Here is a 13,097-nt window from a genome sequence, read left to right as displayed (position 1 = left end):
GCGCCCGCATTCTCTGCACGCCCGCAGATGCCGCCGGCCGGCGGCTTGTGACGAGATAGGGTCTAGCAAGACGGCGGCATTCAGGCTACCGCCAGGAGTTCATATTGGCGGCGACGGGCGTCTTCGCCGCGCCCCGGCCGCGCCGCGAAAGACGTGGCGCAACCTCGTTCAAACGGGGCCGGGACGGGCGTTTTTGAAGGCGCGGGCCGTTCGCCGCAAGCAAGCGACAGACGAGAGGCACGACATGGCTGAGTGGTCGAAAACCTGGACCTTTGTGGATGGCGACTGGCATGAGGGGAATGTCCCGCTCATCGGCCCGCGCAGCCATGCCATGTGGCTCGCCTCGATGGTTTTCGACGGGGCGCGGCGCTTTGAAGGCGTGATGCCCGACCTCGAATTGCATTGCGCGCGCGTCAATGCCTCGGCCACGGCCTTGGGGCTCGAGCCGAAGGTCGACGTGGAGACGATGGTGGGGCTCGCCAAAGAGGGCGCCACGAAATTCGACGACGAGACGGCGCTCTATATCCGGCCGATGTATTGGGCGGAGGAAGGCGGCTTCATGTCGGTGCCGCCGCTCGCCTCGTCGACGCGCTTTTGCATGTGCATTTACGAGACGCCGGTTCTGGAGCCGAAAGGCTTTTCGCTGACCTTGTCGCCCTATCGCCGGCCGACCATCGAATGCGCGCCGACGAACGCCAAGGCGGGCGCGCTTTATCCCAACAACGGGCGGGCGATTTTGGAGGCGAAGTCGCGCGGCTTCGACAATGCGCTGGTGCGCGACATGCTGGGCAATGTGGCGGAGACCGGCACCTCGAACATTTTCATGGCGAAGGACGGCGTGGTCTTCACGCCGGCGCCGAACGGCACCTTCCTGAACGGCATCACGCGCCAGCGCGTCATCTATCTTCTGCGCCAGGCGGGCGTGGAGGTGCGCGAACAGGCGCTGACGATCACCGATTTCATGGCGGCCGACGAGATCTTTTCGAGCGGCAATTATTCCAAGGTCGTGCCCGTCAATCGCATAGAGGACCGCGATCTGCAGCCCGGCCCGATCGGCAACCGGGCGCGCGCGCTCTACTGGGAGTGGGCGCACGCCTGAGTCTGCCGGGCCATTCGTGGCTTCTGCCTGGCCCTGATGTTGGAAGCGGCCGACCAGAACCCCAGATAAGGCTGACGTTGATTTTCAAGGGAGTTGTGTATGTCCCGCTTTCTGCCTGCCGCCGTTTCGGCCGCCGCCCTGTCCGGGCTTCTTCTTCTCGGCGGGACGGCGCCGGCCGATGCCACCTGGCTGAGTTTCGACAAGGGCGAGGGAACCTGCAAGGCGCTGACGGCGCGATACGACCCCGCGAGCCTGTGGTTCGGCTGGGTGTCCGCCCAGGGCGACGGGCCGAACGGCGGCTGGCGCGGCGGCAGCAAGCCCTTCTACGCCGAGGGCTGTTTCCGCACCGAGATCGAATGCCGCCGCTTCGTCAATGAAGGCTTGAGCTTTTCCAACGGCCGCCTGATCGGCATGAAATGCGAGCCGGGCGTGCCGCCGCGCGCGCTCCGCTGAGGGTTTTGGGCGGCTCCCGCTTTTTGTGGGGGACCCCCTGCTTGTTTTAGAGAGACCCCCACCCCTGACCCCTCCCCACAAGGGGGAGGGGGACTGTGCGGCTGATTCCGGAGTTTTTGGTGCGCCGCTGCGGGCTTGCGGAGGGGCCGGCCCTCTGCGGGGGTCGATCGACCCTCTTCTGGTTTGACCGACCCTCTTCGCGTTCGAGATGTCGTCGTTTCGGCGGATGGTTCTGCCAGGCGGATCGGTGCGCTCCACCACCTCCCCCTTGTGGGGAGGTCGACGCGGCGGCGAAAGCCGCAAGCGTCGGGTGGGGGTGACGGCGCTGATGGCCGTTCTCCGAAGTCAGCACTCGGGCAGACTCCCACTTTTTGTGGGGGACCCCCACCCCTGTCCCCTCCCCACAAGGGGGAGGGGGACTGTGCGGCTGATGCCGGAGTTTCGTCGGGCCGCCCGGTCAAGGGGCGCATGATCAAGGGGCCGGATGATCAAAAGGCGGGATGATCAAGGGGCTGGCGGGTCACCACGGGATGATCCCGGGATAAGTCTCGCCTGGGCGGCTCAGCTTCCCGGGGCTGCCTTTCCGGTCCCCGCTTTAGCCTCCGGTGTTGTCCGCGCCGCTTTTGTCGGCGCCGAGGGGCGGGATGGCTTTGAGGTAGGCGGCGATGGCGGCGCGGTCTTCGGGCGGGAGTTTGGCGAGGTTTTCCTGCACCGGCACCATCGGCCCGCCGACGCTGTCGAAATCCGGCGTGAAGCCGCTTTCGAAATAATAGGTGAGGTCGGAGAGGCTCCAGCTGCCGATGCCGTCATCGGACGGTGTGATGTTGGGGATGCGGCCTTTGCCTTCCGGGTTCGGCGCGCCGGCGAGCCAGCGATCGGTCTCAAGCCCGCCAAACGCATCGCGCGGAGTGTGGCACTGGGCGCAATGGCCGGGGCCTTCGACGAGGGTGCGCCCGCGCATGAGCTCGTCGTTGCTCTCATCGACGGCGATCACCGGCGCGTCGGAGAGATAAAGCCGCTTCCACAGACCGATGCCGCGGCGCAGCGAATAGGGGAAGGCGAGGTCGTGGCCCGCGACCCGGTTTGCGCTCGCCGGAAGCGTGTCGAGATAGGCCTTGAGATCGAGAAGATCGGTGAGGCGCATCTTGGCATAGGAGGTGTAGGGGAAGGCCGGATAAAGATGCGCGCCGGACGGCGAGAGCCCGCGCTTCATCGCATTGACGAAATCGATGTCGCTCCAGGAGCCGATGCCGGCCTCGCGGTCTGAGGAAATGTTCGGCACGCGGAAGAGGCCGAAATCGGTGTCGAGCTCGAGCCCGCCGGAAAGCACGAGCTTTGCATCGCCCTCCGCTTTGGGCGCGGCATGGCAGGAGGCGCAGCTGCCCGCCAGAAACAGGCGCTCGCCGTTGGCGACATCGGGCTCATGCGCGGGAAGCGCCGCGGCCGCGAGCGGCCACGGCATCGTTACGACATAGAAGCCGACGAGTGCCGCGGCCGCCAGAACGACGACCGCTGCCAGAAGCTTTTTCGCCACGAAAGCCTCAGTCCTTTTTCACGCGATAATCTTCGTGACAGGATTTGCAGTTCTTCGCGACCTTGCCGAACGTCTCCTTGAAGGCGTCGAGATCCTGCGGTTTCGCTTTCACCGCCGCGGTGGTCGCCTGCTGCAATTCGTCGATCTTGGCGTGGAAGCCCTCCATATCCTGCCAGATCTTCGGCGAGGCCTCGGTGTCGCCCGTGTCGGAGCCTTCCGGGAAGTAATGCGCGAATGTGTGGGCGCCGGCATCAAGCGTGGCGAGGACGAGCTGGCCGACCGCGGGATTGTAGGGGATTTCGCCCTTGATCATGCCGCCGCCGACCTTGGCGGAGGCCCCGAAGGATTCCATGATCGTCTGGCGCGTCTTGATGGGGTCGTCGGTGCCGCTCGATGCCGCATCTTGGGCATGGGCGGCGAAGCCCGCGACAGAGGCCGCGGTGAGGGCGCCGGCGATGGCGAGGGAGATGCTGCGAAGCATGAGGCTGCCTCCTGTTTGTCTTGGACAGGTCTAGTTATAGGGGGCGGTTTCGCGGCAGCCAGCGGCAGAGACCGCGACGGCGCCCCTTCACGCAGGCGTGACGGCGCGCGAGCGATCGGGAGGGTTCGTGATGGCGGCATTGAGAAGCTTTTGGGCGGCGCAGGGACGCGGGGCGCGCGGTGAACCACGCGCGGCGGCGAAGGCCGGGGTTTTGGCCGGGGTCTCTGCCGCTGTCGGGGCGGCGGCTCGGGCGGTGGTCTTGGCGGGGGGCCTGGCGACCCTCGTGGTGGCGGGCGCGCTCACGGCGACGCCCGCGGCGGCCGTGGTCGGCCATCCGCCGGCACCGGAAGGCGGCGGCGCCTGCGAGGATGGCGGCTGGAGCTGGGTCGGGACGTTTTCGGGCACGAGGGAAGACCCGATGAACGACTGGCGCCGCCCGGTCTTCCTGCGCGCCTGTTTCCCCAACGAATACACCTGCCGCCGCTGGGTGAACTCGGTGCAGACCTGGGCCGAAGCGCCGGGGCTGATGCGGTGTGAGAGGTTGGGGCGGTAGGGGGATGCGCCACGGGGGTGAGTCCCCGCTCGGAGGAATCACCCCTAAAAACAATTTACCCCGGCCGCATGCCAGAGGCAGAGACGGTACCGGGGTTTACGGTAGATATATATATATCCGAGGTGGGGGCGAGGTTCGAGCGTTGCCGGGGCGCTCTAGAAGGGGATCTAGTTGTTCCAGGGTGGGGCGACTGCCCTGCAAGCGATCGCGCATACCGGCACGATGCTCCCCCTTCCGACCTTGCCAACGCACTGCTTAAGTCTGGTTCAGTCCGTGGCGCAGGTGTCGTGCGCCAAATGTAATGTCTATGATTAATTTCGTAATAACCAATTCTCACAAAAATTTTCTATTTGTATAAACTGGCTTTTTAGGCCAGTAAGTTTATCTGACTGTTTACGTTTATCCTGCTCGTTCGTCGCCTTAAAAAGGTCTGATCGAGCCTTATGTGTTTTGTAGTGCTGCCTGTGCGGCAACATTAATTTCCCATTTTTAATAACAGCTCCAGTGATTTCAGCGGGCCGATCTATATATTTTTTCTCTTTATGATACCGTAACCCTGATCGATGAATGATGCGCTTGATAGACCAAATTACTTCCGGAGATATATTATTACCAGAAATTGTCACGTCATCTATGTAAACGGTCAGGCAGTAGTCATTCTTTTTACATATGGCGCTTATCTCCTCCCAAACGTCATAATGAGCAAAGTATGACATAATAGGACTGAGTGGGCTCCCGGTTGGCAAGTAGCCCTTAAATGTCGCTATCCTAGATAGATGCCAAGAGACATCTTCTGAACATTTCATGATGTGACGAAAAAACCAAAGAACTCGCTCAAACGTTGTGCTTGGAAAGTATTTTCGAATATCTAAGCAGTGTATTGTACGATTAAATCGATGTTTCGCGGCATTAGAGATATAGCAACGTCCTTTGACAGGGCAAAAAAGATAATCTGGAGGATTGATGCAGCTTAATTTTCTGGAAATATATTTTTGAATATCTTTGAGATCCTTTTGGGGATTCTCGATGCGGCGCATTTTTCCCGTTTTACGTTCAATATCAAATTCGTTATAAAGATCGTCTGATTTGTTAGCCAGAAATCTAAGCGTATTGACGTCTATATGAAGAATTCGTGCGAGTTTTTTTCGAGTTTTAAGTTTATAGAAGGGCGACTGATTGAGTGGATATTGCTTCTCAGGCATCAGCCTTGCTCGACTTGTCTTCTAAAAATTTTAGTAGAGATAATATTTTTGACGCAACAAAGGTGCGTGATTTTTCATATTTGTTTTGGCTTCCCAGGTTTTCTGAAAAGAATAAAATAGATGAAGATGGTATCTCAAATGTCTGTGCATACCTATCGATAAGGTCAAGAGTTGGTGTCTTTGTGCCTTTTTCAAGTTCTGATATATAAGATTTCGAGATACCTAGTTGTTTCGCAGCCTCAGTCTGCTTCATGTCGTGATACACGCGAATGAGCCGAAGGGCTTCGTTGATCATATTAATATCCTCCATAAAGCATACAAGACAGGGCGGCATTATTCCCGGAAGCAATCAATGAATCGATAGATCCAAAACAGCAGTTTTAGTGCTACGGCACCGATTCCAAACACGAACCTAAGGGTCCGTGGTCGGACGAGATGACGCGCCCAATTTACTTGCCTCTTCCGTTCACTCCGCCGCCGCTCTCGGTCGACTTGATTCGATGCTTCCATCGTTTCGTTCCTTCTTCACCACCAAGACCGAATGCCTTGGCGCCATCATGGTGAAGTCGGTAGGGGCGAGAGCAGTAAACCCTGCTTGTACGGCGAGCCCCCGGCCATCGGGGGCTCGCCCGCGCCTGACGCCGGGGACGTCTCCGCCCCTTCTGCCGGCTGAAAGTTAGAGGGCTTGTGAGCCCTCCGCGCGGCGCATGCGCCGCAGATGATGATGGCTATCCCCTCTTGTTCGACCAACTTAATATAGGCGCAGCGAAAGCGGCCATCAAGAAAAAAGTTCGCTGAAGGCGAATTTTTACGATTTATGCTAGCTGGTGGTGCGCATGCGACTTGCCCGCAAAGGCGGACTGAGACGGGCACGTCTCGTTTCGAAGAAGAAGAAGCTACGACAAACGCGACATTCAGGCGAAAAGGATGTTCCGACGAAGGCTGCCCGGCGCCTAACGCGTCTCCTCGCACCCAAGAATATGACTTCCCGCGCTGACCATCCGGGGCGTATGAAAAACGGGACAATCGTTCTTAGCTTTCCTGCGCTTTGTTCAAAGGGCGGGCTCATGAAATAACTTGTCTTCGCGTTCGCGGCACTCCTTGCCATGGCCGGCTCTTTTCCGGCGGCGGCGCAGTCTGGCGCGGATGAGCAGGCGGTCGCGGTGCTCATCCGCAGCTGCCGGAATCTGCCGCCGGCCTTAGCTGGACCAGCGCGCAGAAGACCCGATGAACGATGTCGATCTGAACCCAGCCTGCGCGACGCTCTGCGTTCGCGTCCGGCGACCATCCGTCTTTTTCAGAGCAATTCGAGCGTCGGTCGAAACTCCTGCGCGGATGTTTCGGCGAGGGTGGCCGCGCGGCTGGAGGGGTGGTTTTGCAGGTAGTTTTCGATGAGGCGGAAGCCGAGGGAATAGCCGAGCCATCTTGGCAGGTCGCCTCGGCCGTAGAACCAGGCTTCATGGTTATAGTCTGTCCTGTCCCATTCGTCCGCCACGCGCGCCGAATGGGGGCGGATGTCATCGTCTGGCAGCCGCTCCCAGGGTTCTGGCGGGCCGCCAAACAGCTCTTGAACGAAATGGCCTGCCAGTCCTTCCGAGACCAGCGCCTCGCCCAATGACGCGCCATAGCCGGGTCCGTCCCAACGCGCGGCGTGATGAAGCTCGTGGGCGAACATGCGCTCCAAAGACATGTCCGCGTTGGGGCGGAGGGCTGGATTGCCGGGATCCAAGGTGAGGAAAATAACGCCAGGCTTGGGCGAGCGACCGACATGTCCCTTCTCGGGGATGACCCATCTCCCGCTTTGCACCACGACATCCAGGGGCCGGAGCGGCATGAGGGCCGCCGCCTTCTCGTGCGTGGCCGTCAGGGCGTCGCGGAGCCAGGCGCGGATGTCCGCGAGGGTGCCGCGCGCATCGAGGACATGGAGTGTGAGCGAGGACATGCCGGCAGCATAGCGCATCATCCTGCCTGCCGAACATTGGCTCTCGGATTGCCCGAATGGCGCCGGGCGCGCCAGGCGCGGAAGCACGGTGAGGGCGGGCCGCATGCAACCGCCGCGGCCGTTCCGGGTTCTCCCTCGGCATTTTGGGAAGGGCGGGCTCATGAGACGGGTTGTTTTTGCGCTTGCGGCATTCGTCGCCTCGGCCGGGTGTCTTCCGGCGGCGGCGCAGTCCGTTGCGCGTGAGCAGGCCGAGCGTTCGGCGGATGCCGCCTTGGCCGAGGCGGTGCGGGCGGTCGGGATGCGCATCCGGGCCTGCTGGAATCCGCCGCCCGCCGCGTCGGGCGCGCGCGCCGTCGTCTCCTTTGAGGTTGGGGAAGAGGGACGGCTGGTCGGCGAGCCGCGCGTCGAGGAGGCGGATGCAGGTGCCGCATCTGGGGCCGCCTCGGGGGGCGCTGGCGTCTCTGGGGCCGACCAGGCTTTTGCGCTCTCCGCGGTGCGTGCCGTACGCAACTGCGCGCCCTATCCGGAGATCCCGCCGGGCGAGACCGTCAGGGCGCCGTTCGTGTTCGTGGCCGAAGGCGGCGGCGCTTCCTCCGAAGCAGAGACGTCTGCCGACGCGGATACGGGCGCCGACGAATAGCCATTTCGTGCCGAAATGCGTTTCGGTCGCGCGCAGGCCGACGGACATGCGCGGTCTCCCCGGGCCTTTCGCCAATCATGCGCGCGCGCCTATGATGCGGGTTTCGCGATGCCAGGGGATGCGGGCGCGTGCCGCTGTCTCGACGGCCGGGATAAGGGACGTTCGATCATGACCACGGGAGGCGCAGACGCGGCGGAGGGGCCGTTTACGTTTCGGCTGAAGCTTCCCGCGGGCGTCGAGGCGTGGATTTATCCCTCCGCCTTGGTCGTGGCGGTGGTCTTCAGCGCGCTCGTTGCCTATCACCATGCGCATCAGCCCGTCGCGCTCGCGGTCATCCTTCTCGTCGGTCTCGTTCTGTCGGATCTCGCGCATGAGCTCGCGCATCTCGTGGCGGCGCGCGGCTTCGGGCTCGCCTGCGATCGGATCGTCCTGTCGGTCGACGGGGCCTTTGTTTTTCTCGAAGAGCCGAAGTCGCGGAGAAGTACCATCGCGATCGCCTTCGCCGGCCCGGCGGCGAACCTTGTCATTGCGGGCGTCGCGTTCGCGATCTGGGGCTTGAGCCCGTCTGCGCCGGTGCAGCATCTGCCGGGCTTCGCGACGCCGCTGCCCGCGTCCCCGACGCTCGCGCACGAGGCAGCGTTCTTTCTCGGCCTCTTCAATCTGGCTTTCGGGCTCGCCAATCTCGCGCCGGCCGTTCCAACCGATGGCGGCGTCATTCTCCGGGTCGCGTTGCCACGACGGCTGTCGGAAAGGACTGCGCGCCTGATCGTGTCAGCGTTCGGGCTCGTCTTTGCCGTCGTCTCGACCGTGGCGCTGATCGCGAGCGTTCTTGCGATGGTGCCGCTTTATCTGCCGCCGTCCTTCGGCGACAATTTCCGCGAATTCCGCCGCGCCTGGCGGATGGCGCCGGGTTAGCACCGAAGGATGGCGTCTCTCAGCCGGCACCAGTTTCCAGACGCAAAATTCGTGAGTTCCTCCCCGCCAAGCCCGCAGTTTTCGATGAAGGCGCGGGCCTGCCGCTCCGGGCGGTACTGGTAGGGAAAGTCTGCCGAGAACAACAACCGATCGGGCCCGACCACGCCCCGTGCGCGGCGCAGATGTTCCGCCGAGAACATCCCGCTCGCGCCCAGATAGACGTTCCGGCGCAGATAGGTGTCCAACGGATGGGCAAGTTCAGAGACCGCGTCGAGCGCACGCAACCGGTCGACGTAATAAAGGACGAGCTCGCCCCAATGGCCGAGAAGGACCGGCAGATCGGGGTGCCGGTCGAAGAGCCCCGACAGAAGCAGGCGGATGAACTGGATGCCCGCATCGAGATGCCAGCCGATCGCATAGCCGGCCAGGGCCATCTCGACCCTGTCGCCGAAACCCGAGAACCAGGCGGTGCGCACCCCCTCCGGCACGACGCGCGGATGCAGCAGGAGCGGCACGCTGCGCCGGCCCGCAACCTCGAAGATCGGCGCGAAATCGGGATGGTCGAGGTGGTGTTCACCCACCCGTCCGCACAGCATCGCTCCGGTGAAGCCGAGCTCGACGATGCAGCGTTCAAGCTCCGCCGCCGCGGCCTCGGGCCGGGCGACCGGGAGCGTCGCCATCGCCTCGAACCGGTCTGGATGGCGCGCGACCGTTTCGGCCAGCGTATCGTTCACCCGCCGCGCAATGTCGACGCTTTCGGCCCCAAGGTCGTGGAGCGCCGGCGTGGTCAAGGACAGGACCTGCACGTCGACGCCGGCCTCGTCCATCAGCGCGATGCGGTCCTTGGAGAGGTCGAGCAGCCGTTTCGCAATGTCACCGATCTGGTGATAGGCGACGCCCGGATCGCGGCTTTCCAGTCCGAGCCTGGACCAGGCGTCGACGACTTCGGCGGTCGCCATATGCTCTTCGGTGGCGATGATCTTCACAGGCTCGGCACAAAAAAGGGGCTCACCATGCAAGAGGGTCACCACGCCACCGTGCGACCGTCGCGATCCTCGTAGCGCAGGCCGGGCCTTCCCGTCTGCGCAAGGAGAAGATCGACGAGCTTGGGCGCCGATTCTGCGAGCGTGTAGCGCGCTTCCGCCCCGCCCAGCTCCGTCTTGATCCAGCCGGGCGCGATCAGCAGCATCGGGTGCGTATTTCCGGCGCGGATCGCATAGCTTCGCATGTACTGGTTCAGCGCTGCCTTCGAGCCGCGATAGACCTCGTGGCCGCCGCGCGTGTTCTCGGCGATGCTGCCCTGGCCAGAGGACATGACGGAGATGGTTCCTTCGGGGGTCGTGAGGTCGGCCAAGGTCTCGACCACCCGCATCGGGCTGAGCGCGTTGGTGACCATGACGCGGATGAATTCCTCCGTCGAGGTCTCGGCGATCGTCTCGCTCTGGTTGGCGTTCGCCGTTCCGGCGTTCACGAGCAGGATGTCGTAGCGCCGGTCCTGAAGCTTCTCGCGCAGAGCCTCGATCTGGGTGGGCACGGTGATGTCCAGCGAGGCGATCTCGACCGCCTCGGGGTGCTCGTCGCGCAGCGCGTGCAGGGGCGTTCCGGCGGTGTGCCGGACCGTGCCGGTCACATGCCACCCGCGCCCCACGAACTCACGTGAAAGGGCATGACCGATCCCGCGGGACGCGCCGATGATGAGAATGCGTTGCATGGGATGTCTCCGTTACCAGTTCGAACAATGTTCTCTGCAAGCTAGGGAGCAAAAGATGGTTTCGCGAGGCGCATCACCTTCAAAAACAAGTTGCGCGCCATGCAAGTCTTGCTCATACCCGGCGCATGGCAAATACGGATCTCAACCTGCTGCGGGCGCTCGATGCCTTGCTCGCGACCGGCAGCGTGACCGAAGCGGCCGCACGTCTTGGCCTGAGCGTATCGGCGATGAGCCGCAATCTGACGCGATTGCGCAAGGTCACTGGAGACCCGCTGCTCGTGCGCGCCGGATCGCGGCTGGTGCCATCTCCGCGCGCGGTTGCCTTGTCCGCCGAAGTGCCCGCGCTGCTGGCTCGGGTCGAGAGCGCGCTCGCCCGGGACGAGCATGGTCTCGAGCTTAAGACCCTCAGCCGGACCTTTTCGCTCCGCGCCAATGAGGGGTTCATCCACCGCTTTGCAGCGCCCCTGCTCCAAAGGATGCTTTCGGCGGCACCGCAGACCCGTCTGAAGCTGGCGGCGAAACGGGTGAAGGATGGGACGCCGCTGCGCGAAGGCGCCGCTGATCTGGAGATCGGCGTGTTAGGGGATTTCGCGCCGGAAATCCTGACCCGGCGGCTTTTCGATGACGAGTTCATCGCTGCCGCGCGTCCCGGTCACGCGTTGCTCGACGCGCCGGTCACGCCGGAGCGTTTTGCAAATTGCCTGCATGTGGTCGCGTCCCGACGCGGCCAGACGACTGGGCCGGTGGATGAGGCGTTGGCCCGCCTCGGCCTTGTTCGAAAGGTGGTGGCGGTCGTACCGGGATTTCCCGACGCGATGGCGATCGCACGCCGGTCCGATGTGATCGCGCAGATCCCCCGCTCCGTCCTGAGCTCCGATCTGGTCGGAATAGAACTGCCGGTGTCGGTGCCGGGCATTTCCGTATCCGCCATGTGGCATCCGAGGTTCGATGTCGACCCCGAACAGAAATGGTTCCGGGAGATGGTCTTCGAGACGGTGCTGAAATCCCCCGGCGAGCCCTCCTGACGAGCGCGCCGTCCTTCTGTCGGCTTCGGTGTCCCGTTCTGGGCGGTCCGGTCGCCGCTCTCTCCTCACCGATAAACCATGTCGATGCAGTCGAAGGCGCCGAGGGCGTGGTCTTCGCGGAAATGCTGGTGGTCGGCCTGGAGGCGGTCGGCGGCTTCTTCGGCGAAGCGCACGAGATCGGCGATGAAGAGTTTCCGCGGCGTGGCGGCGGCGATGATCGAGGGTTCGACGTCGTAATCGATCTGGCCGAGATCGTCTGAGAGCGCATGCGCCTTGGCGAGTGCTGCGCCGCAGACTTCGGCGTAGTCCTTCCAGGTGCCGAAACTCAGTTCGTCGAGATCGATGTCGTCGCGGAAGGGCGCGCGCTCGCGGCTCATGAAGCTCTCGCCGTCGATTTCGACGGCGCCGTAAAAGATGTCGCCATGGGCGAGCTGCACGGCCTGGCCGTGGGCGATGCGGTCGGCCTTGGCGCCGGCATCGAATTCGGAGGGCGGGGCGAGCCCGTCGAGGGCGGAGCGGCGGGCGCGCTTGAACTCGATGATGATGTCGTCGGTGGCGTTCTTCGAGGGGCCTTCGATGAGGACGTAATAGCGCGGCAGGCCGAGCGAGGCCGTGCCCTGGCCGTGGCGCACGCACACATCCTTGACCTTGAGCTCGCCGGCGCGGTCGGGCGCGTCGATCCCGTTCGATTTCGCCAGATCGTCGACCGCCTTCTGGAATTTTGCCACCTCTTTGGAGATCGGCTGCAGCTCGTCGCTCGCCTTGAAGCCGCGGCCGGAGCCTTTGAGATAATCGTCCCACAGCCAGTCGTGGCGGTCTTCCCAGGCTTCCTTGAAGAGGCGGCGGATGACTTTCGGCGAATTGTCCATGCGGTAATCGTCGTTCTTCTCCGTCGCGTGCTCGGCATAGGCCTCCATCGCCTTGAGGTAGCCTTTGACGAACTTCTTCACGACCTTGCGCCGCTTCTTGCGGGTGAGGCCGCCTTCCTCGCGCGCGGCGATCCAGAAGCCGACGGCGCCGCGTTTGATGTCGAAGGTGAAGGGGGCGTAGATCGTCTCGTCAAAATCGTTGACGCCGAAAATGGGTGCGCCGTTTTCATCCGGCATGATGCCAAAATTTTCCGGATGCACGTCGCCGAGCGCCATGACGGAGGGCATGTTGGAATCCTGGCCCACCAGATCGCGGTAGAAGAGAAGCGCCGTGCCGCGGAAGAACTTGAAGAAGTCCTTCGCGAGCGCGTCGAATTTCGTCCGCGCGCCATGGTTGCGCTGCTCGATGCGCTGGGCATGGTCTTCCCGCAAGGTGGAGCGGACGTGCTCGCGCCGCGCCTGGCCGGTGAGGAGCACGGGCGGGACGATGTGTTCGCCGGAGGCGATGCGCTGGGCGAGGTCACGAAAGGCGTCGCGCTGGCCGCCGGCCTTGCGGGCGGGCTTGATGTCGGCGGATTGGGTCTTCGTGTCCGCCTTGTCTCTCGCCGGCTTGTCTGTTGACTGCTTTTTCTTCGCTTCGGCCATGGTCGCTCTTTCCTCTGGCGTCAGCTTG

General features: G+C 63.0%; 14 protein-coding genes. 6 read left to right on the top strand and 8 right to left on the bottom strand.

Annotation, left to right across the window (positions count from 1 at the left end; genetic code table 11):
- The first annotated feature begins 244 nt into the window (after positions 1–244).
- Together NYQ83_RS06130 and NYQ83_RS06125 are read left to right on the top strand one after the other, a co-directional pair.
- Positions 245–1,099: a branched-chain amino acid aminotransferase gene (locus NYQ83_RS06130; RefSeq protein ID WP_261213324.1), complete on the top strand. Its 855-nt coding sequence runs from the start codon at positions 245–247 to the stop codon at positions 1,097–1,099.
- Between the two features lie 99 nt (positions 1,100–1,198).
- Positions 1,199–1,552: a hypothetical protein gene (locus NYQ83_RS06125; RefSeq protein ID WP_128292537.1), complete on the top strand. Its 354-nt coding sequence runs from the start codon at positions 1,199–1,201 to the stop codon at positions 1,550–1,552.
- A gap of 595 nt (positions 1,553–2,147) precedes the next feature.
- Here the strand turns inward: NYQ83_RS06125 and NYQ83_RS06120 are convergent.
- Both NYQ83_RS06120 and NYQ83_RS06115 read right to left on the bottom strand, forming a co-directional pair.
- The gene (locus tag NYQ83_RS06120; protein WP_261213323.1) at positions 2,148–3,086 is read right to left on the bottom strand and encodes a c-type cytochrome; all 939 of its coding nucleotides are present in this window, start codon (positions 3,084–3,086) and stop codon (positions 2,148–2,150) included.
- Positions 3,087–3,093: 7 nt separating this feature from the next.
- The gene (locus NYQ83_RS06115) at positions 3,094–3,567 is read right to left on the bottom strand and encodes a c-type cytochrome (RefSeq protein WP_261213321.1); all 474 of its coding nucleotides are present in this window, start codon (positions 3,565–3,567) and stop codon (positions 3,094–3,096) included.
- A gap of 130 nt (positions 3,568–3,697) precedes the next feature.
- Between NYQ83_RS06115 and NYQ83_RS06110 the strand changes: the two genes are divergently transcribed.
- Entirely contained in the window at positions 3,698–4,120 is a 423-nt protein-coding gene (locus tag NYQ83_RS06110; protein WP_261213319.1) for a hypothetical protein, read from the top strand.
- 311 nt (positions 4,121–4,431) lie between these two features.
- On the opposite strand, the gene NYQ83_RS06105 is transcribed toward NYQ83_RS06110, so the two are convergent.
- From NYQ83_RS06105 to NYQ83_RS06095, 3 genes are all read right to left on the bottom strand, one after another.
- Positions 4,432–5,322: a reverse transcriptase family protein gene (locus NYQ83_RS06105; RefSeq protein WP_261213316.1), complete on the bottom strand. Its 891-nt coding sequence runs from the start codon at positions 5,320–5,322 to the stop codon at positions 4,432–4,434.
- Positions 5,315–5,617 carry a helix-turn-helix transcriptional regulator gene (locus NYQ83_RS06100; RefSeq protein ID WP_261213314.1) on the bottom strand — a complete coding sequence of 101 codons (303 nt, stop codon included), beginning with the start codon at positions 5,615–5,617 and terminating at the stop codon, positions 5,315–5,317. Before NYQ83_RS06100 ends, NYQ83_RS06105 begins: the two co-directional genes overlap by 8 nt.
- A gap of 1,002 nt (positions 5,618–6,619) precedes the next feature.
- Positions 6,620–7,285 carry a DUF2268 domain-containing protein gene (locus NYQ83_RS06095; RefSeq protein ID WP_261213312.1) on the bottom strand — a complete coding sequence of 222 codons (666 nt, stop codon included), beginning with the start codon at positions 7,283–7,285 and terminating at the stop codon, positions 6,620–6,622.
- Between the two features lie 139 nt (positions 7,286–7,424).
- On the opposite strand from NYQ83_RS06095, the gene NYQ83_RS06090 reads away from it, so the two are divergent.
- Both NYQ83_RS06090 and NYQ83_RS06085 read left to right on the top strand, forming a co-directional pair.
- The gene (locus NYQ83_RS06090) at positions 7,425–7,904 is read left to right on the top strand and encodes a hypothetical protein (RefSeq protein ID WP_261213311.1); all 480 of its coding nucleotides are present in this window, start codon (positions 7,425–7,427) and stop codon (positions 7,902–7,904) included.
- 168 nt (positions 7,905–8,072) lie between these two features.
- On the top strand, positions 8,073–8,819 hold the full coding sequence (locus tag NYQ83_RS06085; protein ID WP_261213309.1) for a site-2 protease family protein: 747 nt from the start codon (positions 8,073–8,075) through the stop codon (positions 8,817–8,819).
- On the opposite strand, the gene NYQ83_RS06080 is transcribed toward NYQ83_RS06085, so the two are convergent.
- Positions 8,816–9,805 carry an amidohydrolase family protein gene (locus tag NYQ83_RS06080; RefSeq protein WP_261213306.1) on the bottom strand — a complete coding sequence of 330 codons (990 nt, stop codon included), beginning with the start codon at positions 9,803–9,805 and terminating at the stop codon, positions 8,816–8,818. The two genes, NYQ83_RS06085 and NYQ83_RS06080, sit on opposite strands and share 4 nt — an antisense overlap.
- A 38-nt stretch (positions 9,806–9,843) precedes the next feature.
- Positions 9,844–10,530: an SDR family oxidoreductase gene (locus NYQ83_RS06075; RefSeq protein WP_261213305.1), complete on the bottom strand. Its 687-nt coding sequence runs from the start codon at positions 10,528–10,530 to the stop codon at positions 9,844–9,846.
- A gap of 125 nt (positions 10,531–10,655) precedes the next feature.
- Between NYQ83_RS06075 and NYQ83_RS06070 the strand changes: the two genes are divergently transcribed.
- Positions 10,656–11,555, top strand: coding sequence for a LysR family transcriptional regulator (locus NYQ83_RS06070; RefSeq protein ID WP_261213304.1), 900 nt, complete (start codon positions 10,656–10,658; stop codon positions 11,553–11,555).
- Positions 11,556–11,620: 65 nt separating this feature from the next.
- Here NYQ83_RS06070 and NYQ83_RS06065 read toward each other — a convergent pair whose 3' ends face one another.
- A complete protein-coding gene (locus tag NYQ83_RS06065) occupies positions 11,621–13,069 on the bottom strand; it encodes a DUF2252 domain-containing protein (protein WP_261213303.1) in 1,449 nt (482 codons plus the stop codon).
- Positions 13,070–13,097 lie beyond the last annotated feature (28 nt).

Origin of the sequence: Afifella sp. JA880 (assembly GCF_025379905.1) — a bacterium.
GTDB lineage: Bacteria > Pseudomonadota > Alphaproteobacteria > Rhizobiales > Afifellaceae > Afifella > Afifella aestuarii.
The sequence above is the reverse complement of the archived record's forward strand: the minus strand, read 5'-3'. Positions and strand labels throughout refer to the sequence as shown.

Coding starts and splice junctions, on each gene's coding strand:
- NYQ83_RS06130 (WP_261213324.1), top strand. CDS start 245: ATGGCTGAGTGGTCGAAAACCTGGACCTTTGTGGATGGCGACTGGCAT.
- NYQ83_RS06125 (WP_128292537.1), top strand. CDS start 1,199: ATGTCCCGCTTTCTGCCTGCCGCCGTTTCGGCCGCCGCCCTGTCCGGG.
- NYQ83_RS06115 (WP_261213321.1), bottom strand. CDS start 3,567: ATGCTTCGCAGCATCTCCCTCGCCATCGCCGGCGCCCTCACCGCGGCC.
- NYQ83_RS06110 (WP_261213319.1), top strand. CDS start 3,698: ATGGCGGCATTGAGAAGCTTTTGGGCGGCGCAGGGACGCGGGGCGCGC.
- NYQ83_RS06105 (WP_261213316.1), bottom strand. CDS start 5,322: ATGCCTGAGAAGCAATATCCACTCAATCAGTCGCCCTTCTATAAACTT.
- NYQ83_RS06100 (WP_261213314.1), bottom strand. CDS start 5,617: ATGATCAACGAAGCCCTTCGGCTCATTCGCGTGTATCACGACATGAAG.
- NYQ83_RS06095 (WP_261213312.1), bottom strand. CDS start 7,285: ATGATGCGCTATGCTGCCGGCATGTCCTCGCTCACACTCCATGTCCTC.
- NYQ83_RS06090 (WP_261213311.1), top strand. CDS start 7,425: ATGAGACGGGTTGTTTTTGCGCTTGCGGCATTCGTCGCCTCGGCCGGG.
- NYQ83_RS06085 (WP_261213309.1), top strand. CDS start 8,073: ATGACCACGGGAGGCGCAGACGCGGCGGAGGGGCCGTTTACGTTTCGG.
- NYQ83_RS06075 (WP_261213305.1), bottom strand. CDS start 10,530: ATGCAACGCATTCTCATCATCGGCGCGTCCCGCGGGATCGGTCATGCC.
- NYQ83_RS06070 (WP_261213304.1), top strand. CDS start 10,656: ATGGCAAATACGGATCTCAACCTGCTGCGGGCGCTCGATGCCTTGCTC.
- NYQ83_RS06065 (WP_261213303.1), bottom strand. CDS start 13,069: ATGGCCGAAGCGAAGAAAAAGCAGTCAACAGACAAGCCGGCGAGAGAC.